Source organism: Paenibacillus residui, assembly GCF_042677205.1.
Taxonomy (GTDB): Bacteria; Bacillota; Bacilli; order Paenibacillales; family NBRC-103111; genus Paenibacillus_L; species Paenibacillus_L residui.
On record NZ_JBHTIU010000076.1, the window covers coordinates 25,667 to 47,170 of the forward strand.

The 21,504-nt window shown below is 49.4% G+C and carries 19 protein-coding genes; 6 read left to right on the top strand and 13 right to left on the bottom strand.

Annotated elements, in window-relative coordinates:
• Window positions 1-59: 59 nt before the first annotated feature.
• Window positions 60-536, bottom strand: coding sequence for a SprT family protein (locus ACFQ03_RS19325; RefSeq protein ID WP_150959519.1), 477 nt, complete (start codon window positions 534-536; stop codon window positions 60-62).
• Window positions 537-941: 405 nt separating this feature from the next.
• Between ACFQ03_RS19325 and ACFQ03_RS19330 the strand changes: the two genes are divergently transcribed.
• Window positions 942-1,295 carry a hydrolase/acyltransferase gene (locus ACFQ03_RS19330; RefSeq protein ID WP_150959518.1) on the top strand — a complete coding sequence of 118 codons (354 nt, stop codon included), beginning with the start codon at window positions 942-944 and terminating at the stop codon, window positions 1,293-1,295.
• A gap of 113 nt (window positions 1,296-1,408) precedes the next feature.
• A complete protein-coding gene (gene cmpA / locus ACFQ03_RS19335) occupies window positions 1,409-1,537 on the top strand; it encodes a cortex morphogenetic protein CmpA (RefSeq protein WP_144937961.1) in 129 nt (42 codons plus the stop codon).
• Window positions 1,538-1,632: 95 nt separating this feature from the next.
• Here cmpA and ACFQ03_RS19340 read toward each other — a convergent pair whose 3' ends face one another.
• From ACFQ03_RS19340 to ACFQ03_RS19360, 5 genes are all read right to left on the bottom strand, one after another.
• Window positions 1,633-3,858, bottom strand: coding sequence for a Tex family protein (locus ACFQ03_RS19340; protein ID WP_144937958.1), 2,226 nt, complete (start codon window positions 3,856-3,858; stop codon window positions 1,633-1,635).
• 659 nt (window positions 3,859-4,517) lie between these two features.
• Window positions 4,518-4,868, bottom strand: a complete 351-nt coding sequence (locus ACFQ03_RS19345) for a type II toxin-antitoxin system PemK/MazF family toxin (RefSeq protein ID WP_010276580.1) — start codon at window positions 4,866-4,868, stop codon at window positions 4,518-4,520.
• Between the two features lie 3 nt (window positions 4,869-4,871).
• On the bottom strand, window positions 4,872-5,171 hold the full coding sequence (locus tag ACFQ03_RS19350; RefSeq protein ID WP_144937955.1) for a CopG family ribbon-helix-helix protein: 300 nt from the start codon (window positions 5,169-5,171) through the stop codon (window positions 4,872-4,874).
• A 126-nt stretch (window positions 5,172-5,297) separates the two neighbouring features.
• Complete coding sequence (gene alr, locus ACFQ03_RS19355) at window positions 5,298-6,470, bottom strand: alanine racemase (RefSeq protein ID WP_379290250.1); 1,173 nt, start codon at window positions 6,468-6,470, stop codon at window positions 5,298-5,300.
• A 140-nt stretch (window positions 6,471-6,610) separates the two neighbouring features.
• The gene (locus ACFQ03_RS19360) at window positions 6,611-7,885 is read right to left on the bottom strand and encodes an outer membrane lipoprotein-sorting protein (protein WP_379290252.1); all 1,275 of its coding nucleotides are present in this window, start codon (window positions 7,883-7,885) and stop codon (window positions 6,611-6,613) included.
• 520 nt (window positions 7,886-8,405) lie between these two features.
• On the opposite strand from ACFQ03_RS19360, the gene ACFQ03_RS19365 reads away from it, so the two are divergent.
• Genes ACFQ03_RS19365 through ACFQ03_RS19375 form a run of 3 tightly spaced genes read left to right on the top strand, consistent with a single transcriptional unit; the run spans window position 8,406 to window position 12,087 of the window.
• Window positions 8,406-9,893, top strand: a complete 1,488-nt coding sequence (locus tag ACFQ03_RS19365) for a spore germination protein (RefSeq protein ID WP_379290254.1) — start codon at window positions 8,406-8,408, stop codon at window positions 9,891-9,893.
• Between the two features lie 12 nt (window positions 9,894-9,905).
• On the top strand, window positions 9,906-10,991 hold the full coding sequence (locus ACFQ03_RS19370) for a GerAB/ArcD/ProY family transporter (RefSeq protein WP_379290256.1): 1,086 nt from the start codon (window positions 9,906-9,908) through the stop codon (window positions 10,989-10,991).
• A complete protein-coding gene (locus tag ACFQ03_RS19375) occupies window positions 10,984-12,087 on the top strand; it encodes a Ger(x)C family spore germination protein (RefSeq protein WP_379290258.1) in 1,104 nt (367 codons plus the stop codon). Before ACFQ03_RS19370 ends, ACFQ03_RS19375 begins: the two co-directional genes overlap by 8 nt.
• A gap of 146 nt (window positions 12,088-12,233) precedes the next feature.
• Here ACFQ03_RS19375 and ACFQ03_RS19380 read toward each other — a convergent pair whose 3' ends face one another.
• The 7 genes from ACFQ03_RS19380 to ACFQ03_RS19410 form a co-directional block, all read right to left on the bottom strand.
• Window positions 12,234-13,184, bottom strand: coding sequence for a glucosamine-6-phosphate isomerase (locus ACFQ03_RS19380; RefSeq protein ID WP_379290260.1), 951 nt, complete (start codon window positions 13,182-13,184; stop codon window positions 12,234-12,236).
• A gap of 23 nt (window positions 13,185-13,207) precedes the next feature.
• Entirely contained in the window at window positions 13,208-14,026 is an 819-nt protein-coding gene (locus tag ACFQ03_RS19385) for a sugar phosphate isomerase/epimerase family protein (RefSeq protein ID WP_379290275.1), read from the bottom strand.
• A gap of 94 nt (window positions 14,027-14,120) precedes the next feature.
• Window positions 14,121-15,437, bottom strand: a complete 1,317-nt coding sequence (locus tag ACFQ03_RS19390) for a hypothetical protein (RefSeq protein ID WP_379290262.1) — start codon at window positions 15,435-15,437, stop codon at window positions 14,121-14,123.
• A gap of 21 nt (window positions 15,438-15,458) precedes the next feature.
• The gene (locus tag ACFQ03_RS19395) at window positions 15,459-16,343 is read right to left on the bottom strand and encodes a carbohydrate ABC transporter permease (RefSeq protein WP_379290264.1); all 885 of its coding nucleotides are present in this window, start codon (window positions 16,341-16,343) and stop codon (window positions 15,459-15,461) included.
• Between the two features lie 22 nt (window positions 16,344-16,365).
• Window positions 16,366-17,274, bottom strand: coding sequence for an ABC transporter permease (locus tag ACFQ03_RS19400; RefSeq protein WP_379290265.1), 909 nt, complete (start codon window positions 17,272-17,274; stop codon window positions 16,366-16,368).
• Window positions 17,275-17,368: 94 nt separating this feature from the next.
• A complete protein-coding gene (locus ACFQ03_RS19405) occupies window positions 17,369-19,000 on the bottom strand; it encodes an extracellular solute-binding protein (protein WP_379290267.1) in 1,632 nt (543 codons plus the stop codon).
• 152 nt (window positions 19,001-19,152) lie between these two features.
• Complete coding sequence (locus ACFQ03_RS19410; protein WP_379290269.1) at window positions 19,153-20,370, bottom strand: DegT/DnrJ/EryC1/StrS family aminotransferase; 1,218 nt, start codon at window positions 20,368-20,370, stop codon at window positions 19,153-19,155.
• Between the two features lie 135 nt (window positions 20,371-20,505).
• Between ACFQ03_RS19410 and ACFQ03_RS19415 the strand changes: the two genes are divergently transcribed.
• Window positions 20,506-21,411: an AraC family transcriptional regulator gene (locus ACFQ03_RS19415; protein ID WP_379290271.1), complete on the top strand. Its 906-nt coding sequence runs from the start codon at window positions 20,506-20,508 to the stop codon at window positions 21,409-21,411.
• Window positions 21,412-21,504 lie beyond the last annotated feature (93 nt).

The window sequence follows — 21,504 nt, forward strand, 5'->3', positions numbered from 1 at the left end:
CTTCGAGAAGGACTACCGTTAGAAAAAATCCTGCCGAAACCCGCCCTTTCTGTATATAATCACCTTAATTCCTCGTTCTTATCCAAAGCAAGCAGCCACAGCTTCCCCCTGCATTTCCCGCAAACATATTTACGAGGGTCTACCTTGCGTTTGCGCAAATATTCCATTTGGCAGGAGCCGCATACCAGCCGATAACGGTAGGGCTCCTTGCTTTGTCTGCCGGGCAAAGCCTGACAGAAGCGGGTTCCCCCCACCTCTTTCAACAAGGTTTTGAAATCAGCGTCACGGTGCTTGTATCCTTTGCGCTGCAAATGCAAATGATAATGGCAAAGCTCGTGCTTAATAATTTTCTCCACTTCGTCTGCCCCGAACGTCTCATAATGCTTGCGGCTTATTTCAATATGGTGGGTCTTCATGAAATATCTTCCTCCCGTAGAGCGAAGCCGGGAATTGAAGGTGGCCCGGTGAAGAAACGGCCTTCCAAAAGATCTCAACGAGATTTGTTCGACCCACTGCTGTAATTCCTCGTTGCTCATGACCTCTCGCTCCTTCTCCTGCATAACATGGATCCAGCGCCGCTGCCGGACCTCCCCTTCACGCATCTAATTAGAAATCCTTACGCTCAACTCACCAATTGACCGGCGGGGGAATACTATTGATCGGCGTTCAGCCCCGACAGCGATAGGTTATAAATCAGTGGCCCGGATTTCGCCGACATTCTCTTGAATTTGTACCGCATCTTAAGTACACTGTCAAGTAGAAACTTGTGTAATTGAGGATGCGGAAAACGGCTCTTAACTTTTTCGACATTGGAAACTATTTTGCACGAAACAAAAAGAACTTATCTTTATTTATTCGACACGAAAGACGTAAAGGCGGAGACGTTATGGTTTAACCGTCCTTCACGCGCAAGCGAAGAGAAAGAGAGGATAACGGACCGTATGGCCAAAATGCGATTTGGAATACTCAAGCTGGGGGATCATCTGGAGTTTGTGGAGATGCCGTCCACTCATATGTACCAATTGACAGCGTTGAACCGAAGACTTCACAAGGAACTGGACAAGCTGACGGCAGGCAATGTTCCACGGCTTCCCTATCTGATTGCGGAATGTGATGATTTGGAATTGGTAGACGAGCAATACCCGGTCACCGGAGGATTGGAATATGTCAACCGGCTGGAGAGTGCTTTTGCCGCTATTGAAGAAAACTCCTACCCGCTCATTTCGCTGCTTACGGAAATTCGTGCGCTGCAGGCCCAACTGGAGCAGTGGTATGAGGAAGAGACCGATCAATAGGCGGAAACAGGTCGCACAACAGCCCGTTCAATACTTCGTGGACCTGCACAAAATCGCCGATTTGCCCATATGGTAAATTAAGCAGGCGATTTCAGCAGGAAGGGGCGGGATGCATGCCGCAATGGCTATGCCTTCAACTGATGAGGGCTTTCCACAACAAAAACCGCAGGCAAGTCAAGTTGCTTAATGATTGCTGGTTCTTCTATCGGACCAAGCAAAATGAAGTGAAGGAGCAATCCTGAAGGGTAATCCCAATATGACATTTTTCGAATGGGGATCCATTCGAATCTAAAACAAGGAGCAGTCCGTTAATCGATTTCCGGACTGCTCCTTGATTTTATTTATCCTGCCGATGCGGATTTTTCATCGTCAGACTGACTCGGCCCTTTTTGACATCCACACTAAGGACCCAAACCGTAACCGTATCTCCTACGGAGACAACGTCCATAGGATGCTTGACATACCGGTCGCTTAGCTGGGAGATGTGAACGAGACCGTCATTCTTGACCCCGATGTCGATAAAGGCTCCGAAGTCAATCACGTTCCGGACGGTTCCCTGCAATTCCATGCCGGGAACCAAATCCTCAAGCTGAAGCACATCCGTCCTGAAGATTGGCGGCGGAAGCTCTTCCCTCGGATCCCTGCCCGGTCTCTGCAGACTGTCCAGAATGTCCCGGAGAGTAGGCCCCCCAACTCCCAGCTTGGGAGCGATTTGATCGGGATCTAGGCCCGCCAGCTTGTCCTTCAGCTCCTGCTGACCCAGGGCGTTCAGCTCCAGGCCCAATTCACGGAACAACTGATCCACCACTCCATAGGATTCCGGGTGAATAGGAGTTTGGTCAAGCGGATTCTCCCCATCGCTTATCCGCATAAAGCCGACACACTGCTCATACGTTTTGGCACCCAGCCTGGGAACCTTCTGCAGCTGCTTCCGGTTCGTAAACTTGCCGTTCTCCTCCCGGAATTTGACGATATTTTTGGCAATGGTACCGTTGACCCCGGCCACATAAGACAACAGCGACGGAGAAGCCGTATTCAAATCCACACCGACATGGTTAACTGCGGATTCCACCACAGCCGACAGGCTTTCCTCCAGCCTTTTCTGCGTGACGTCATGCTGGTATTGACCCACTCCGATCGACTTGGGATCGATCTTGACCAGCTCCGCCAGAGGGTCCTGCATGCGGCGCGCAATGGAAATGGCGCTTCTCTCGGCAACGTCCAGTTCCGGGAACTCGGTTTGCGCCAGCTTGGAGGCGGAGTAGACACTCGCTCCGGCCTCGCTCACGATAATATACTGAAGCTGCCCCTTGCCGGCAGATTGGATAAAATCGGCAACAAACTGCTCGGTTTCCCGGGAAGCCGTCCCGTTGCCGATCACGATCAGCTCCACTTTATGCTTGTCTACCAGCTGTTGGAAGATGGAGCGGGCCTCCGCCACTTTATTGTGCGGAGGGGTAGGATAAGTCACCGCGATATCCAATACCTTGCCGGTTTCATCGACTACCGCGAGCTTACAGCCTGTCCGGTATGCCGGGTCAACACCGAGAACCACCTTCCCCTTCACCGGAGGCTGCAGCAGCAAGTTCCGCAGATTTTCGGCAAATATTTGGATCGCGTGTTCCTCCGCCATCTCCGTCAGCTGATTGCGAATTTCCCTTTCCACCGCGGGGGCGATCAGCCGCTTATAGGCGTCCTCCACAATAGCAGTCAACGTATCGGCAACAATTGAACCCCAATGCTTAATATACTGTCTGGACATGTATTGATGGATTTTCTCCGCCGCGACATCAATGGATACCTTCAGCACCTCTTCACGCTCTCCCCGATTAATCGCCAAGACGCGATGAGGAGGGAGCTTGCGTACCGGCTCCTGGTAATCGTAATACATTTCATAGACCGATTCCTGCTCCGGATCCTTGGCTTTGGTTATGACCGTTCCTTCCTCCCAGACGAACTTCCTGACCCAAGCCCGTATTTTCGGATCATCAGCCATTCTCTCGGCGATAATGTCCATAGCACCCTGCAGAGCTTCCTCCGCGGTATGGACTTCTTTATCAGGTTGGATATATTTACCTGCCTCTGCCATCAGATCGCCCTGCTTAGGCTGCTGCAATATCCATTCCGCTAGAGGCTCGAGCCCTCTTTCCTTGGCGATGCTCGCTCTCGTCTTCCTCTTCTGGCGGTAAGGGCGGTATAAATCCTCGACTTCCTGCAGCTTGACGGATTTCTCGATGTCGGCCCTGAGCTCCGGAGTCAGCTTGCCCTGCTCGTCAATCAGGCGGATCACTTCCAGCTTGCGATCCTCGAGACTTCTTAAATACTGAAGCCGTTCTTCTATATTGCGAAGAGTGTTCTCATCCATCTCCCCGGTCATTTCTTTACGATAACGAGCGATAAAAGGAATCGTGTTCCCTTCATCCATCAGCTCCACCGTTGTCCTGACCTTGCCCGGAGGAAGCTGCAGTTCGCTGGCGATCTGCTTGAGAATCCGTTCCCGCGTCGCTGCCTTCTGTTCCTCCGTCACCTCGACAGCGACGGTTTGTTCTTCAACATTTGCCATCCGTAGCATCCATCCTTTGTCTATTAGTTGTCCAACAGGGGAAATGACCAAAATGCAGGTGTAAGTAACCGAGAGTGGTTACAGCTTTCGTGGCCGTTAATTATGGAAAAAGGCATGGCTAATGGTAAGATAAGCAGCATTGAATGAACAAAATGACAACAAGAGGCTGTCTATCAATGGCGTATAACTAAGATCATGTGAGAAACCTGCACGGTTTGGTTATAACGGACCCTAGAGACCTTAATCGCTCCAGAAGGGCCTTTCGTTAACTTTAACGGACTGAGACGACCTTATTCCCAAGAAACATACGCGAAAGCAGGAGAAATCTATGAAATAAGCGCATCTGTGTCCGTTAGTCTAAAAAAACCGCCTAATTTGACAAAATAGGGTCTCTCAGGTCCGTTACATTTTCGCAGTAATCCATTACCAGTTTCATTGATGCTGCACGAACTTTGCTATTACTATTACTATTACTAGTACTAGTACTAGTACTATTACAATTAACCAGTTGTACGCCCTTTTCCACATTAAATCGACAGCCTCGACAAGGTGTTTAGTCCATAGAATATTCCCCAGTTTTTCCGAGCAATCCCCAATCGCATAAAAAAAGGGGGATATTAGCTCCCCCGCTCCGCTGCTCGTACACCTGGTTGTTTAATTTAAAAGTCAATCAGTCCGACGCTAATTTGCAAGGCATCGTCTACCTTGCGCATCGTTTCATCGTCCAGATGAGTGATTTTATCAGTCAGCCTCTGCTTGTCGATGGTACGGATCTGCTCCAGCAGGATGACCGAATCGCGGTCAAAGCCATGTGTCTTGGCATCTATCTCGACATGAGTGGGCAGCTTCGCCTTCTGAATTTGGGCCGTTATGGCCGCTATAATGACAGTCGGACTGAACCGGTTGCCTATATCATTCTGAATGACAAGAACCGGACGAACTCCTCCTTGCTCCGATCCCACGACCGGAGAGAGTTCAGCAAAAAAAACATCGCCACGCTTAACTATCAACATCTACACCCCGCTAACTAAGCGGTCTAATGTGCTTCCCGCATCTTCCTCTGCTTGAAAGGACTCGGAAGCAATGTTGAGATTGATTTTGGCCATTTCCATATAGCCGCGCTGCATAGATTCGCGCAGGTGCCTTTTTTTGCGCTCCATTAGATAAAGCTTCATCGCTTGCCGAATCAGCTCGCTTCGATTAGATTTTTCCAGTTCCACAATCCCGTCCACTTCCCGCAAAAGCTGGTCAGGCAAACTGATCATGATCCTTTTCGTGTTCGCACTGGACAAAGAACTCGCACCCCCAAACATTACTCAACCAATATTACCATTATAGCGGATTTCAAGCAATTTAATACAAGAAAAAATATATGCGCAAGATATATCAATTATGTTATACAAATGATAAAGATCGTGGCGAGTTATTCCATAGTCCTGTCAATAATGCCGCAGCAGATTCAAAGTGTTCTGAACCTTGCCGTGGCTAACGTATACTTTGGGAACCCGGTGCGAGATCATGCAGACGATCTCATAGGGAATCGTGCCGAGCGTTGCTGCAATTTCCTCTACGGGAATAATTGCATCTTGCTGCCTTCCAAAAAGCACCACTTCATCACCACAGGCCGCTTCGGGAAGATCCGTCACATTAATCATGCATTGGTCCATACATATCGTACCGACGACGGGAACACTCTGTCCCTTCACCAGCACCCGCGCCCGGCCCGTCAACATTCGGGAGTAACCGTCGGCATAACCGACCGGCAAGGTAGCTATCCTCTCCCCGTCCTGTCGGGTTCTATACACCACACCGTAACTGATCCCTTCATTAGCCGGCATCGATTTAACCATGACAATCTTCGTCTTGAAGCTCATAACCGGCTCCAGCAGAATCTTCTTCTGATTAACTTGAGCCGAAGGGTAAATCCCGTACATCGCAATCCCCAGTCTCACCATATTATAGGTAAGCTCCGGCAGATCGATGGCCGCAGCGCTGTTCCCGGCGTGCAAATAGGGAAATCTGATACCGCGCTCGGCAAAGTATTGAACGATTCTGTCAAACCGGCTGTACTGCATCCTCGTGTACGTCTTATCTTCCTCATCTGCGCTGGCATAATGAGTAAACAAGCCCTCCACGATCACTCCCGGAGTTCGGAGCGCCCGTTCGATGAACGCTATCGCTTGTTCCTCCTGATGCAGGCCCAGCCTCCCCATACCGCTGTCAATCTTGATGTGAATCTTGGCCGGATGCTTCTCGCCGGCCAGTTCGGCCACCGCCTGCAAATTCTCTTCATTGTACACGTTCAGCGTAATTCCGTTCTCCAGAGCAAGGGGAATCCCCTGCGCAGGAGTGTGACCCAGTATCAGGATCGGGTCTTCAATCCCTGCTTTTCTCAATTCCAACGCTTCATCCAGGAATGCCACCGCCAAATATTTAACACCGCAAGACGATGCTTCCTTGGCTATTTCAACGGCTCCGTGGCCGTAAGCATCCGCTTTGATCACCGCCATCATTTGTATAGACGGGTCCAACAGGCTGCGGAAGGCATTCAGGTTGTGACGAAGCGCGTCCAATGAAATCTCTATCCATGTCGGACGATAAAACGAATCCAAGCCTTCCACCTACTTTTACAGCGTAAGGGGATACTTAAGAAGCCTAAACTTCTCTAGTAACCCCTCGGTACCGGCGTTTCTGGTGCTAATAGCTTTAATGTTAAACGCTTCTGGGTATGCTGTCAATGAATCGTCGGGCTCTATTTTGCCGACTGATCCTGGACGGATTGGGCAATGGCAACCATTTCCTCAGCAGGAAGATCGCCGGAGGATAAACGGAACTCTACGCCATCGTATGTCCATATCAGCGTTTTCTTGTCCTCTCCCGTCATCACCGCAAAGGTATAGCCCAGGTCCACCAAGGTTGCGGGCAGGACGGAGACGGAGCGGTCCACCGGCTTGGATTGCAGCAAAGTATAATGATAAGTGCCGGAATATCTTTGCAGCAGTCCCTTGCCGTCTCCAAGCTTCACCTCGGTTACCTCCGATTGGGTAACTCCCTCCGGCATGTAGGCGGGATCAATAAATACCAGTGGTTGCTGCTTATCTCCGTCCGTCTGCCCGGCTTCAGCCGAGGCCTGCCCCTTGGCTCCGTCCGACTGCTCGCCTTCTGCAGAGACCTGCCCCTTGCCTCCATCCGTCTGCTCGCCTTCAGCAGAGGCCCGCTGCTTGCCTCCATCCGTCTGCTCGCCTTCTGCCGAAGCCTGTTGCTTATCTCCATCCGTCTGCTCACCTTCTGCCGAAGCCTGCTGCTTACCTCCATCTGTCTGCTCACCTTCTGCTGCGGGCGATTGTCCCTCTTTCGGAAGCATCGTCGGAGCAGTCGGCAGCATCGATGCCGTCATATTTCTCTGCATATCGAAGGAGTCTTTATCGAATTGTTTATTAAACTCGAAATGGCTGAACTCCATTGACACCATGACGTTATTGCCGGCATCGGTCACCTGCACGTTCTGCGGCTGAAGCGTCTTCTTGTCGAGCCATATCTTCTGCCTCACCAGGGACGCATTCTGGTAGTTGGCCAGTACATCAAAGACATATGCATTCTCTTCGGCCGTAAACTGACGATCCTTATCTGTCAGGATGCTGTCCGCAATCGACTGGAACAGATAAGCCTGCCCTTGATTGTCCGGCCAATTGCTCTGGAAGCGGAAGCTTTTATTCAAATGAGGAGTCAGCACATACACCCCTTCATCATTTCGCAAAACAATTTGGGTAATATCCTTCTTGTCGTTAGTTAAAGAAATTCGGTAATAGTGCGGTTTCTTGAACCAGACTTCGACCTGGTATTCCTGGGGCACCTGCCCCGTATGCAGCGTCATCCGGCCCACTCCCTGATAGCTCTCCATCTTGCTGACGACTTCGTTCAGTTCCTTGACTACAGCTCCGGCATCCTTAGCGCCGCATCCGGATAAAATGACTGCAATTGCCAATACGATGGCTGCCATCCACGTGACCCGTCGCATTCCCATCATCCCTCTCTCCTCAAGGTTTGTTAACCAGCCCAGCTTTCGCAAGCCTTTGCGATTTCACTGATACATGTCTATGTAGAGACTTGGCCATTTATGCGGACTAGTTTGACGAGCTTTGAGGGTGAAGCAGACTGCTCCTACAGCAGCGATTTGAAAGCCAATTGCTAATAGAAGTTACCGGATTCCGGCGGCGCCTGCTGAGTTCGCTCGATTACGTTGACGGCCATAAATTACGGATGTTAAGGGAGTTTATCCAGAACGAACGAATTGAGCCGAAGCTCAAATAGAAATAGATCTTCGGCTCTAATAATGATGAAAACGATTATTTTTTGCTCAAACACAGTTGCTTCTTCTTACAATATGTCAAACATCTAGATAAAACCATCGTTTCAATACTTCCGCAATCTCACCGTTCGGACTCCGCAATGATAACAGAATTAGGTAAATAGTGCATGAGGTTCCTCGTCAGTATGAATAATAAGGTATGCAAATGCGACTATCAGTTTAAGGTGGAATGGCCGAAATGCGATCTCGTTTATTTAAACGATTTTATAAATCCTTGCAGCATAAGGAATCCGAAGAATCGATTGACATTCAGCCCGACACTAAAGCAACCCTTCAGCACACACTTGATGAATTTGCAGATTGTACGGATTTGGTTTCCCGAACTTATCCGGAAATCGGCGTCGTCATTCTTTTTTTCGGACATCTGGTAGATGACGAAAAATTAAATCGCGATGTAATTACTCCACTTATGGGCGTATCTTCCATATCTGATGTTCCTCAAATCCTTCAACGCTCCCAGTTTAAACTAACCGGCGATTCTAAAGAACTGATTACAGGTATACTCACCGGGAATGTCGCTCTCTTTCATAACGAGAACTGTTATCTGATTGATGTATACTGCCCTGCCGCACGTTCGATTGAACAATCCGAAACGGAAACGGTGATTACCGGTCCGCATGATGCCTTTACCGAGAAGGCCGAGTCGAATCTTTCTCTAATCCGTTCCCGTTTAAAAAGCTCTCACCTCAAAGTCATTAAAGTAACCGTAGGCGAAATTACCAAAACGGAAGCCTATGTCCTTTACATCAAAGATATTGCAAATATGGACTATGTCCGGGAACTGACCGACAGACTTATAAACATCGAAACCGATGCTATTTATGATACTAATATGTTGATTCAAGTGATCGATGATAATCCGAATTCCATCTTCCCGCAGTTTCTGACGACGGAACGCCCCGATGCGGCCGTATCCAAATTGACTGACGGCAGAGTTCTCTGCTTTATAGATGGCAGCCCTTCGGTTATCAGTGCACCAACCTCCTTTTTCGAATTCTTTACTTCTTCGGACGATTATTATCAGCGATGGGTCATTGGCACCGCCACCCGGCTGCTAAGATATGTCTCATTTCTCATTACAATTACATTCACGGCATTGTATGTATCCGTCACCACCTTCCATTATGAAATGATTCCGGAAAATTTGCTGCTGTCTCTGACAGAATCAAGAAGCAAGGTACCGTTTCCGCCATTGATCGAAGCTTTACTGATGGAAACGACGATTGAGCTACTACGGGAAGCGGGGGCACGTCTGCCTACCAAAATCGGTCAGACGATCGGAATTGTAGGGGGAATCGTTATCGGACAATCGGCGGTTCAAGCGGGCTTTACAAGCAATATTTTAGTGATCGCTGTCGCGTCTTCCGCCATCGCCTCCTTTGTCATCCCGAGTTATGTCATGAGCGCCTCTATTCGTTTGATTCGCTTCGGTTTAATCCTGTTGGCCGGAATGTTGGGAAATTTCGGACTGGCGCTAGGCATTGCCTACATTGTTATCCATTTAAGCGGACTGACAAGCTTGGGTACTTCCTATGTTACACCGGTCGCGCCATTTCAAATAACGGATTGGAAGGATGTATTCGTTCGAGCTCCGTTCTGGGTTATTAAACGAAGACCGACACAATCCGATTCGCCGAATAAAGTGCGTAACAAAATGCGGAAATGAGGTAATTCCAAAGTGAAAGAGAAGCTGAGCTTTTTTCACGCAACCATCTTAATCTATATGTTCCAATCAGGCGTCGCTATCTTGGGTATGCCGAACCTATTGGCAAATTATTTTGGAACGAACGGATGGCTTGGGATTTTCCTTGTTTCCTTTATAGTATCCGTCAACATATTGCTCATATGGATAGTTCACCGGCTTGGCGGAAGCAGATCGGTATACGACATTTTGGAGCAATCCGTTCCGAAGCTCGTCCTCTTTCCGGTTTATTTGGCATTAGCTTTTCTGTGGGCTATGCTTGGATGCCTGACAACCAAACAGTACGTGTTAATTTTTCAAATGTTCTCTTTTCCTACTACCCCACCAATGGCCTTGAAATTATTAATGGATATTCTTGCTTTGTTATTAATTAGTAAGGGAATTTACGTGATTGCTAAAGCCGCGACTATTTTTTTCTGGCTCATCATATGGATGCTGCTGTTGTTACTTTTCTTCTTGGGAGATTTCGAATGGGCCAGATTGACCCCTTTTGTATTTAAGGGCGGGGAGAGCATACTCTCGGGAAGTCTGAATCTTTTCTTCGGTTACCTCGGGTACGAACTGAGTCTTTTTATTTTCCCCTATACGGACCGAAAAACAAAGTTTATAAAGGCGGTGTTCATCGCCAACATAATGATCACATTCGTCTATTTAATTACTTGTATTGTTTGCTTCGGTTTTTATAGTATTGATCAATTGAAAACGATCCAATATCCCGTCATTGACATTATGTCTTACATAAGGCTCCCGTTTGTGCAGCGTGTAGAAAATTTATTTTACGGATTCTTTATGTTTACAACCTTATTTTCTACAGTCATGTATGTTTGGGCGGCCAAAGAAGCTTGTCAGCGTATATTCCCAAAGACGAAACCGGGAGTGCTTGAGTTTATCATCCTGACGATTGTTTATTTCATCGGATTTATTCCCGAAGTCATGAACGAAGTTAGACAATGGCTTCAGACGTCGGGACATATCCAAATCGGTGTAGCATTCGGCTTCCCTATCATTGTCATTCTCGTATTACTTCTACAGCGTAAGAAAGGTGGAGTGGCAGATGGTTAAAAAATGGTTTGGCCTAACGATACTTTTGTTAACCATTCTTACCGGATGCGGAGACCAGCGTATTTTGGAAAAAGCAGGATTTATCGAGACGGAAAGCTTCGATTTGTTACCGAACGGGCAATTCCTTATATCCAATAGCGTCCCGATTACGGAACCGGGGGTTAAAACTCAGAGGAAAGTGTTAACCACTGAAGCGAAAAGCAGTAAAGAAGCCAAAGTTGAGTTTGCCAGACAGACAAGCCTGACCTTAGTGAACGGACAATTACGAAATCTGATATTCGGTGTGTCACTGGCGAAACAAGGGTTGTGGGACCAGTTTGATACATTTAGCAGAGACCCTTCCGTTTCTCCACATGCCAAAATAGCAATAGTCAATGGGAGTGCAAGCAGCCTGCTGGCCAAAGATTTCAAGCAGCACCCGCGTACGGATCAATACATTGATCGATTATTAACAAAAGAAGCGAAGGAACACGCAATACCTAAAGTGACATTATATGAATTTACCAGGGATTTTCTAGATGACGGCATCGACCCCGTCGTCCCGGTCATACGGGAGGATCGGGATAATATTTCATTAGACGGTATCGGTTTATTTAAGGGTTCTCGATATATCACCAAAATTGAGCCGGATGATGCGCTTATCTTCGGATTTCTCCGAGACAATGTCAAACGTGGTAATCTTGATGTGGAACTCGGACAGGCTGAAGGAGAAAACGAATTGGTAATGTTCAATTCCTTAACCTCCCGCAGAAATATAAAGGTAAAACGAACGGACTCGGGAAGTCCGGAAGTCGAAATCAACGTGAAAGTAAAGGGTTCCATCCTCGAGTATATTGGACCGCGTGATCTGAGCGAAGAAAAGAACCGAAGCAGCATCGAAACCATGATGTCTGATCATATTACCCGTAGGGCAAACAAAATGGTAAAACATATGCAGATGAATCGGGTAGATAGTTTAGGGATCGGCAAATACGTGAGAAACAACATGAGTTACGAAGCATGGAAAGCTATGGATTGGGAGCAGAAATACCCGGATGCAAAAGTCAAATGTAAAATCCAATTTAAAATAAAAGATACCGGTAAAATCGAAAAATAAAATGCCGCCCCTTCGACAAAAGTGGACAAGAGAGTAAATGGCTTCCGAAGCCATGAAGCAACCGGCCGGGAAACGATGAACGTCCCCGGCCAAGGATATACTATTGCTATTCGATAAGGCGGTATGGCAAAAAACTCCGGCCCCCTTCAATTTAATTCCGGCTTCAGCGGACCGGCCAACTCGTTCATGAAAAACAGCTTGCCGGGGAGAGTAGGCATGTAGGAGGAGGGCACCCATGGGTCCGCCCCATACCGCAGTGTCGTCCAGAGCGACATTCCCTGCCACATCATCCCCCTGCCGAGAATTCCGTCCGCTCCGCCAATCGCATAGTCGGCCTGCAGGAACAGTCCCGGCCCGATCGTATTAGCGTAGCAAGGAATCAGGGTAGTCCGGCTCTTGAAGCTTGTGATTGCGTTCTGCTCGATCGTCAGCGGGTGGAGACGGGCCCCTGTCCGATGCGTGCTTAGCTTCCATTCGTCTTCCGAGCTGTATTCCCCGGCATAATGCGGTTCCCAGAAGGCAATGTGGAACACTCTCCCTATTCCGTATACGACTCCAAGCTTCGCGTTGGCCGATTTTAGCTTCGCTATTTTCTCCGCGTAGGTCCCGATATTATCCCTGGTGGCGAAGTTTCTCTGCTGCACCGGGACCGTCAGCTCGCCCAGCGGCCCGTAGAAAGCTTTTTCCATGGCATACTGGAACGAGCCCGGATTGGAAGCCGGAAGCGTATTTCCGTCCGCATCGCTCCATTCATCCATGTTGAAGCCATGGACATGATCAGCGCTCACATTCCACATTTTCAGGAAGTAAACGGTCCACTTGTACATCCCCATAGGGCCGACCGGCAGAATCAAGGCCAGCGGCTCTCCGCGTTCTTTGGATGTTTTGATAAGCATGGCTATTTCATGGCCAAGATAGACGTTAAATTCCTCAATACTATGGCAGGCCACCGGCTGAAATTGCTCGTGCCAATGCGCCTGACGCTCAGTAATCTCTTCGGGGGAGCTTCCTATGCACCCCTCTATTTTGGCAAGATCCCAGCCCGAAGGCAGCCATTCTTCCATCATGGACCCTTTGATCGTCGTCAGCAGATTCATCGACATCACTTCCTTCGTTTATTTTATTGCAGCCAGCCCTTCAGTTGGGCAATCGCCGCTTGAATATCCCTGGTCTGCTGCTCTCCCCAGATTTCCCTCTCGATGATCAGGTTTCCGTCCATTCCTATTTCCCGCAAGCGTCTTATCAGCTCCGGGAAATGGGCTTTGCCTTGACCGACGGGAACCTCCCGGCCCAGTTCATCCCCATTGGAGGGGTACATCCCGTCCTTAATATGGACTTCCCTCACATGCTTACCGATAACATCAAGTGCGTCTACAGGATTTCCCTTGCCATACATAATCAGGTTCGCCGGATCCAGATTTATGCCCACGTTGCTCATTCCGACGCGTTCAATCGTTCTCAGCAGCACCACCGGCGTCTCCTGCCCTGTCTCCAGCCAGAACTCGATTCCCAATCGCTCGCAATAGCTTGCAATTTCACGGATAGCTTCCACAACACCGTCATACTCCGGGTCCGTCAAGTTCTCCGGGATAAAGCCGCAATGGGTGACCAGAGCCCGAGTCCCTATCCAACCGGCAAAATCGGCCCACTTCTTCAACACTTTCATGCGCTCCTCCCGGTACTTGACCGGAACAATGCCGAGGGTAAGCGGCCCCTCCTTGAAGTCCCACACCTGCGGCTGGGGCAGCCCTCCCCAGAAGGCGCTGATCGTTACACCGGCAGCCCCGGCATGACGGACCGTGTTCTCAGCGATCTCCCGAGTCGCCATGGACACATCCCAGCACATGAGCTGGCAGACGTTCAAGCCGAAATCGCTCATCTTGGCAAAACAGTCTCCCTCATTCGCCAAGTGGGTGATAACACCGATATTCATTGCCATGAATTTCACCTGTCCCTCCTATCGTATTCATTCCATAAAATACTATAGATCCGGGGCAGGACCAGGACATATTTATAACCGGTCAGGTCATTTATTAAGCATTGGTGCACTCCGCTATTTCCCGGATGGCTTGGCGAAGCATCGGTTCGATCTCCTCGGAGAAAGGCGCGGGCAGCAGGAAATAATGAGTGGACCAATAAGCTTCATAGCCGCCCTCCCCAATCTGTGCCGCGGTAGGAATATACCCGATCATCCCGTTCGTGTACCCTAGAGGCAGTACGCGCCCATTACAGGCTTCTTTCATGGCTTCTTTAATATAGAGGCCGTACTCCACAACGACTTCCGCATTCATGGCGACAACGGACAAGCCCTCTGCCAAAGTTAAGGTGACGACGTCCAGCGGCCTCTGCGGCTGCAGGCGGGGAGGGCATTCCAGCAGCTTCCTGCTCCATTCCCCGATGACCCCGGGCTCATCCATCCGCTTCACAAGCTCCTGAGCGGAGGGCGGGTTCTGCAATGGGGCGGACAGCGTTACGATGCGGGCTGTCAGCGGACAACCCTCCAGCCGTTCCCACTCCCCGTTCATCGCCCCGAGGACATCGCCGGCGAACTGCTTCGCTATTCGCGTCACTTCATCGTCATTGCCTTTCAGGATCAGCTCGCCGTCGGCGCCCGCCGGGTTGATATCCCCGCAGCAGCCCTGCAAATAAGCGGAGACGACCCCTCCCCCCAGCGTTTGCTCAATCGTATCCATGGCCGCTCCGCAAAATTCGGAAGACACCCAATTTTCCATATTAGCGACAGGATGACAAGCGAAATGAACAAGCAGGGCTTTCGTTTCCCCTGTCAGAGAACGGTAACGGACCAACTGCACTTCAGAGTCATGCGGCCCGCCCGGATTCGCCTTGAAATCACATTGTCCGTCCACCATCTTCCGGCGGTTGATGCCTATATCGCTGCGCCCTCGTATAAATTCCACATGTACGGCCTCCCGGTCGGCCATAGCCTGCCCGATCCCCTCCAATACAAGAGCCTCCAACTCCACTATATAGCGGAGATCCGCTTTGCCCAGTAAATCGGAAAATTGGGTGCTCGTCTGGGGCCCGGAGTGCGTATGGGTGCCATGAAGCAGGATCGAATCTTCCGGAATGCCCCACTTCTCATGAATTTGCAATTTAAGCTGAGGTACCCGCTCACTGCCCCACCAGATCAAATCCGCAGACACTAACAGCGCCTGCATCTCTCGTCCGTCCCCGTCCATATGGCGATAATAAAAGATCCGGGCGTACAGCGGATGAGTTATCCCCTTGCAGCCCCCGTCTTCACTTCGCAAGCTGAATCCGGCAAGAGGCACACTATGCTGCGGGGTAATATCGATTTTCGAGGTTCCTAACCAAAGCTTCGTTTCCATCCTCAATCCTCCTAGTATATGTCAGCCTTTCACCGCTCCGACCAGTTGGCCGTGAATGAAATACTTCTGAACAAACGGGTAAATCGCAATAATGGGCAAGACGGTCAGCATCAACGCCGCCATCTTGATATTCTGGGGGTGTACCCGGTCCTGCCCTTTGATCATGGCCTCTTGCGAGAGCTTGCTGGCCGATCCGGAATCTATCAGTATGTCTCTCAGATGATATTGTAAGGTCCATAATTCTTTATCACGGATGTATATTAATACGTTAAACCATTCATTCCAGTAAGCAACGGCGCTGAATACCGTAAAAGCCGCTATCATCGGCAGAACCATCGGGAAGATGATACGTGTAAGCATCACCAGTTCCCCGGCTCCGTCAATTTCGGCGGATTCCATAATTTCCTTATGCAGCCGGTCAATCACATTTTTGAAGACGATAATGTAAAAAACGTTACATATGCTGGGAAGAATGAGCGCCCAATAAGTATTCGTCAGGCCCAGCTTTGTGACAACCAGATAAGTCGGAATCAACCCGCCGTTGAAAAACATCGTCAATAGAATGAAATGGAAGAAAAATTTTCTGCCGATCAAATGTTTATGGGAAAGGGAATAGGCCGCACTGATCGAGAACGCAATGACCAGAACCGTATTCACGACCGTCAGCATGACGGTATTGGCGAAAGAACGAAGGAAGGAAGCATTGGCCGCCAGCTTGATATACCCGTCCAGGTTGAACCCTCGGGGCCAAATGCCGATATTGCCTTGGACAACCTCTTGGTAGCTGCTTAGAGAGATAGCCATCGCATTGAAGAACGGGACAATAACGGAGAGGCAGAACAGCCCGAACAAAGAGTAGTTAAAGATATTAAAGATAGTTCTGGAGGTTGATTTGTAAACAATCATAGTTATGCCTGCCTTTACTAGGTTAATAGAGCCCTGTACCGCTCAGTTTCTTGGAGACCCGGTTTGAAACAACCAACAGCACAAATGCCATTACACTTTGAGTCAAGCCTATCGCAGTCGTTAAACTATATTGAGATTGTTCCAACCCCACCCGGTATATATAGGTGCTGATAACTTCAGATACGTCATACACCAATGGATTTTGCAATAAAAATACCCTCTCGAAGCCAATGCCGAAAATGTTCGCGAGCTGCAGCAAAAACAGCAGCGTAATCATAGGAACCATCGCAGGCAGCGTAACATGAATCGCCTGCCGGAAACGGCTGGCTCCATCGATCATCGCCGCCTCATACAGGCTGCTGTCAATGCCGGCAATAATGGCAAAATATAAAATCGCGGACCAGCCCACACTTTTCCATATTTGCGCTATGACTGCAATGGCACGGAACATTTCTTTCTCGGCCATAAAGTAAATCGGATCGATTCCGAACGCCGATTTCAGGAACATATTGAGCAAGCCGTCCGCAGGGGACAGCATCTGATGAACCAGCCCGGCGACGACAATCCAGGACAGGAAATGGGGCAGATAAGAAATGGTCTGCACTATTCTCTTGAAGCCTCGGGCGAAAATTTCGTTAGCCAAAAGCGCAAACAGAATCGGCGCCGTAAACCCGAATAGAAGATCATAAAAGTTCAAGATGAGGGTATTTTTCATAACCGACCAAAACTTGGCATCGTTAAGAAAATAGGCGAAGTATTTCAAACCTGCCCAATCGCTGCCAAACACGCCTTTATACACGGAATAATCCTTAAAGGCGACAATGACGCCGTACATCGGAATGTAGTTGAAGAAGAACAAGGAAATAAGGGTCGGCGCTAGAAGCAAATAGAGGGTGATAAGGGATCGGGTGCGTACTTTTCGCTTGGACATCTTCCCCGCCATATCCTCCTTCCTTTAATAGACTGAGGCGCCCGCTTTGAGCTATGGAAGCGAAAGGGCACCTTCGATATAAAATCAATGAGCTTTACCAGCCGGCATGCTTCACGCCCTGGCGGATAAGCATTTCTTTGTTTTCATCCAGATATTTCTGCATCGGACCGTAGATAACATCGCGGAATTGAGCTTCCCATTGCTTCACCCGCTGATCGAATTGTTCCATCGTAATCTTGCCCATGATCGCCTCGACCGTAACGCTGTTGATCGCCAGCCGGGCTTCCGAAGCCTTCAATACGGCTTCATCCGGCGCTACATAGCCGGGCAGCTCTCCGATTCCGTTCTCCCTTGCGATTTGGTCCATTGCGTATATGCTGTTATATACCTCGTCCGTATACTTATCCCCGAGAGCCAGTCTATGAGAAGCGACTTTGGCATCCTGCCCTTCGAGAAAACCGAACACTAATGCCAAATGAAGTGACCAATAATCCTCTGTCCCGGGTCCGATCTTATCCGTAGGAACCCGCTTTCCGTCAACGGTATTATAGGTCACGCCTTCGCCTTCGTAGCCCCAGAAGATGGATTCGTATAATTCGTCCGAGGCGAACGCTTCGATTACCTTCCATGCTTCATCCGGATGTTTGCTGCTCGAAGAAATGTACAAACCGTGTGTAATGATGGGAAGCCCCATCTTCGGCTCGGCATATTTCTTATCTTTCAACACTTTCGGATATTCCTTCAGCGGAGGCGCAAACAGCCACTTAACCTCTTTGGCGTGAGGAGGCAGCGATTTCTCCGTCTTGTAGTACACCGCCCCGGGAGCGATCTGATCCGCGCTGTTCACCTGCAGCAATACCGTGTTGTTAATAACCTTCTCATTGTATCTGGAGTCGTCGGTCGTCGCGAATTCGGGATCCAGCAGTCCCTGGTCGTATAAATCTTTCATAACCAATGTCGCTTCCCGGAATTCCGGCAGAAGGACGTTGGGAATGATTTCTCCGTCTTGAATTCGCCAACCGTAGGGAACCGCCCCGTACCAGAAATAAATCACGCTGCCTCCGCCCGTGAATACATTATCACCCGATGCCGCATTGGACATGATGACGGCGTCCGGGATCTCCTTCTTCACGACCTTGAAAAATTCAATCCATTCGTCAACCGATTTGGGCCATACCCCGTTATTATATTTATCGATGAGTTCCCCTCTCATCATGTTCACACCCGAGCCCTGCGGACCGGCCTCCCAGGCCATCGGTATCCTCCAATACTTGCCGGTGACCGGATCTTTGGCAAATTCCATCATTTCCTTCGTAATATACTTCTGCACCTGCGGGGAATTGTCGTAGTATTCCTTCAAGTCGATGAAGGCGCCTTGTCTGGCGGCCCGGTAGGTCTCGTCAACCAAATAAGTCTGAACCAAATCGGGCATCTTGCCCGAAGCCAGCATAAGATTGAATCGGGTCGGAAAATCTGCGTAGGAGGGAACCTCCAGCTTCAGGTCTACACCCGCTTGTTCCTTAACGATATTAATAAACTTGTTGTTCTCCGGATCGACTCCTTCGGGATGGGGCAGTCCGGAATCCCCCATGAACATGGAAATGGCCACCCTGCCTTTGTTATCCGAATCTCCTTCATTCGAAGAGGGATCTTTCGAGCATGCGGCGACAAGCAGGATCAGTACGGTTATCATAGACAAAAAGATACGATTGGTTTGTCTACCCATCGTTGATCAGCCCCCAATTTTTCACAACGGCTGTAAGCGCTTACTAATGGTTTGTGCCATACAGCCTCACGATATAATTACTTCTGAGGCAAGTGAATATCAAACCGGTTCGTTTGCATCACTGGCCTCAGATGAAATCATTTCGTATAGGATTAGGAATACGATTTAATGACTTTCTCAAGAGCTTTCGCAATATCATGCATGGCCTGCTCATCTTCGAGCAGTGTAACCTGTGTCAGCCACAGCGCCTCTTTCTCGCAAGCTCTTTCGCTTACAGGACAGGAATACTCATGATCCCGCCCGCTTAATTCCTTGGATGCCTGCTTGATGGCCTCGTTGGTATTCAATGAGTTATAGCCGGTCAGGACGAAGATGCCCTCCGCATTCACCTTGTTAATAAAATCGTCCTTATCGATTCCGCGCGCGAAATCGGAATCCAGCTTGAACATATACAAGTGATTGGCATGTCTCGTCACTCTCGGATCTCTGGTCAACAGCTTAATGCCGTCTATCTCGGAAAGAAGCCCATCCAGAATCTTTACATTGGCTTCCCTTGTTCTCATCTGCTCCTCCAGGCGGGTCATTTGCGCAAGGACAAGCGCGGCCTGGAATTCCGTCATCCGGTAGTTTTGGCCGATTCTTTCATGCTGGTACCACTTGCCTCCCGGGATTCTGCCGACGTTAATCAGCGACCACGCATTGATCAGCAGTTGTTCGTCATTCGTCGTGATGACCCCGCCTTCTCCGGAGTTCAAGTTTTTGCTCGATTGCAGACTGAACGTCCCCATATCGCCGAGCGTCCCGACACAGCGCCCGTCCCACTTCGCCCCAATGGCTTGAGCGGCATCCTCCACCACGACAAGATTATGCTTCTTGGCGATCTCTACAATGCGGGTCATATTGGCCGGGCCGCCTGCGATATGTACCGGAACGATCGCCTTGGTGCGCGGGGTGATGGCGGCTTCGATCTTGTCAGGATCGAGGAGCAGAGTATCCTCCTCGACATCGACGAATACCGGAATGGCGCCGATAGCGAGCGGTGCCGAGGCGGTAGCGACGAACGTATAGGGAGGTACGATCACTTCATCTCCCGGCTTCACTCCGCATGCCTGAAGCGCTACCGAAATGGCGACGGTCCCGTTAACCAGAGCGATCGCATGATTGGCCTCCTGAAGTTGAGCGAATTTCCTCTCCATATTCGGCAGTTTGCCGTGCATGGAACCGTATTCAAAAATACCTCCCCAATTGCCCGATTCCAATACTTCCATAATCATTTTTCTTTCCAAATCGTCAAATACGGGCCATCTGGCTTTCCAGCCTCCTTGCCTTACGGGCACGCCCCCGTCAATTGCCAGTTTTTCCTTATCCATGTCCCATCTTCTCCTTAATCATATTCTTTTTCTTTTCTAATATGTAAGGTACTATAGATGTAACTACGGGATAGGTCATTATCCAAATAGCATAAGTCACATTTTAATCTTTGGGAGAAGGGAAGATTTTTTCCGATGGGAATGTTTCCTGAATATCACGACACCATCACCGTCGCCAATGTCAAGAGAGGCCAACTGCCATTCTACATATTGGAAATTACGATTGATTTCCTCATCAATATGCATCACCACGATTACGTGGAGCTCTTATACGTAGTGGAAGGCAGCGGCATCGAGATCATCAACGGAAAGAAACATACCCTTCAGCCGGGAACGGCCTCCTTCCTGCTCCCGCATCATATTCACGAGATTCAAGGCAATCCTGCCTCTCCGCTGCGGGTCTATTGCTGCATGTTCGACATCAGCGTCCTGTTCGGCTCCCGCTTCGACTTCGAGCTGGTGGGCAGATTGCTGCGTTCGGGGGGCGACCTCCCGTCCTTCGTCGACTTCAAGAATGAACAAATCGAACAGATGAACAGCATCTTCTCCTCGATCGTCCGGGAATATACCGGCTCCAACTTCGGCAAGTTCACTTTCATCCGTGTCAAATTGCTGGAAGCGCTGCTTCAGTTTGCCCGCGAATTGCAGCCTGCGGCCCAGGATGAATTCAGGCCTGCGCTTGATTCACAGAAAAGGCTGGAGAACGTTATTCAATACATCCACACCCACTACGCCGAGAAGCTTACCCTGGAAACATTGTCCAAGAAATTCAACTTAAGCCCTCCTTACATAAGTCAGGGTCTCAAGAAGCTGTGCGGGGAAGGGTTTGTGGATTATATGCATAAGATCCGAATTGGCAGCGCTCTCAGTTTACTGTCTTCCACAGATATGCCTGTCGCCGACGTTGCGGTGGAGGTCGGCTTCGATTCTTATCGCAGCTTCACCCGCGTGTTCAGGAAACTGCGGGGAATGACGCCGAGCCAATACCGGGAAACGTATATCAACACAGACGATATTGCGTCTCATTTTACCCAAGGGTAACCGTAAGAGCAAGCAAGGCCAAGGGGACGTCAGTGTCAAGCTAGCGTGGGCAGTCATTTAAGATGCCTGGAACGCGAACCCCGAAGGAACCTC

Coding starts and splice junctions, on each gene's coding strand:
- ACFQ03_RS19395 (WP_379290264.1), bottom strand. CDS start 16,343: ATGATTGTTTACAAATCAACCTCCAGAACTATCTTTAATATCTTTAAC.
- ACFQ03_RS19350 (WP_144937955.1), bottom strand. CDS start 5,171: ATGTTTGGGGGTGCGAGTTCTTTGTCCAGTGCGAACACGAAAAGGATC.
- ACFQ03_RS19405 (WP_379290267.1), bottom strand. CDS start 19,000: ATGGGTAGACAAACCAATCGTATCTTTTTGTCTATGATAACCGTACTG.
- ACFQ03_RS19340 (WP_144937958.1), bottom strand. CDS start 3,858: ATGGCAAATGTTGAAGAACAAACCGTCGCTGTCGAGGTGACGGAGGAA.
- ACFQ03_RS19410 (WP_379290269.1), bottom strand. CDS start 20,370: ATGGATAAGGAAAAACTGGCAATTGACGGGGGCGTGCCCGTAAGGCAA.
- cmpA (WP_144937961.1), top strand. CDS start 1,409: ATGCCGCAATGGCTATGCCTTCAACTGATGAGGGCTTTCCACAACAAA.
- ACFQ03_RS19325 (WP_150959519.1), bottom strand. CDS start 536: ATGAGCAACGAGGAATTACAGCAGTGGGTCGAACAAATCTCGTTGAGA.
- ACFQ03_RS19330 (WP_150959518.1), top strand. CDS start 942: ATGGCCAAAATGCGATTTGGAATACTCAAGCTGGGGGATCATCTGGAG.
- ACFQ03_RS19400 (WP_379290265.1), bottom strand. CDS start 17,274: ATGTCCAAGCGAAAAGTACGCACCCGATCCCTTATCACCCTCTATTTG.
- ACFQ03_RS19385 (WP_379290275.1), bottom strand. CDS start 14,026: ATGGCAATGAATATCGGTGTTATCACCCACTTGGCGAATGAGGGAGAC.
- ACFQ03_RS19415 (WP_379290271.1), top strand. CDS start 20,506: ATGGGAATGTTTCCTGAATATCACGACACCATCACCGTCGCCAATGTC.
- ACFQ03_RS19390 (WP_379290262.1), bottom strand. CDS start 15,437: ATGGAAACGAAGCTTTGGTTAGGAACCTCGAAAATCGATATTACCCCG.
- ACFQ03_RS19360 (WP_379290252.1), bottom strand. CDS start 7,885: ATGATGGGAATGCGACGGGTCACGTGGATGGCAGCCATCGTATTGGCA.
- ACFQ03_RS19365 (WP_379290254.1), top strand. CDS start 8,406: ATGCGATCTCGTTTATTTAAACGATTTTATAAATCCTTGCAGCATAAG.
- ACFQ03_RS19375 (WP_379290258.1), top strand. CDS start 10,984: ATGGTTAAAAAATGGTTTGGCCTAACGATACTTTTGTTAACCATTCTT.
- ACFQ03_RS19380 (WP_379290260.1), bottom strand. CDS start 13,184: ATGAATCTGCTGACGACGATCAAAGGGTCCATGATGGAAGAATGGCTG.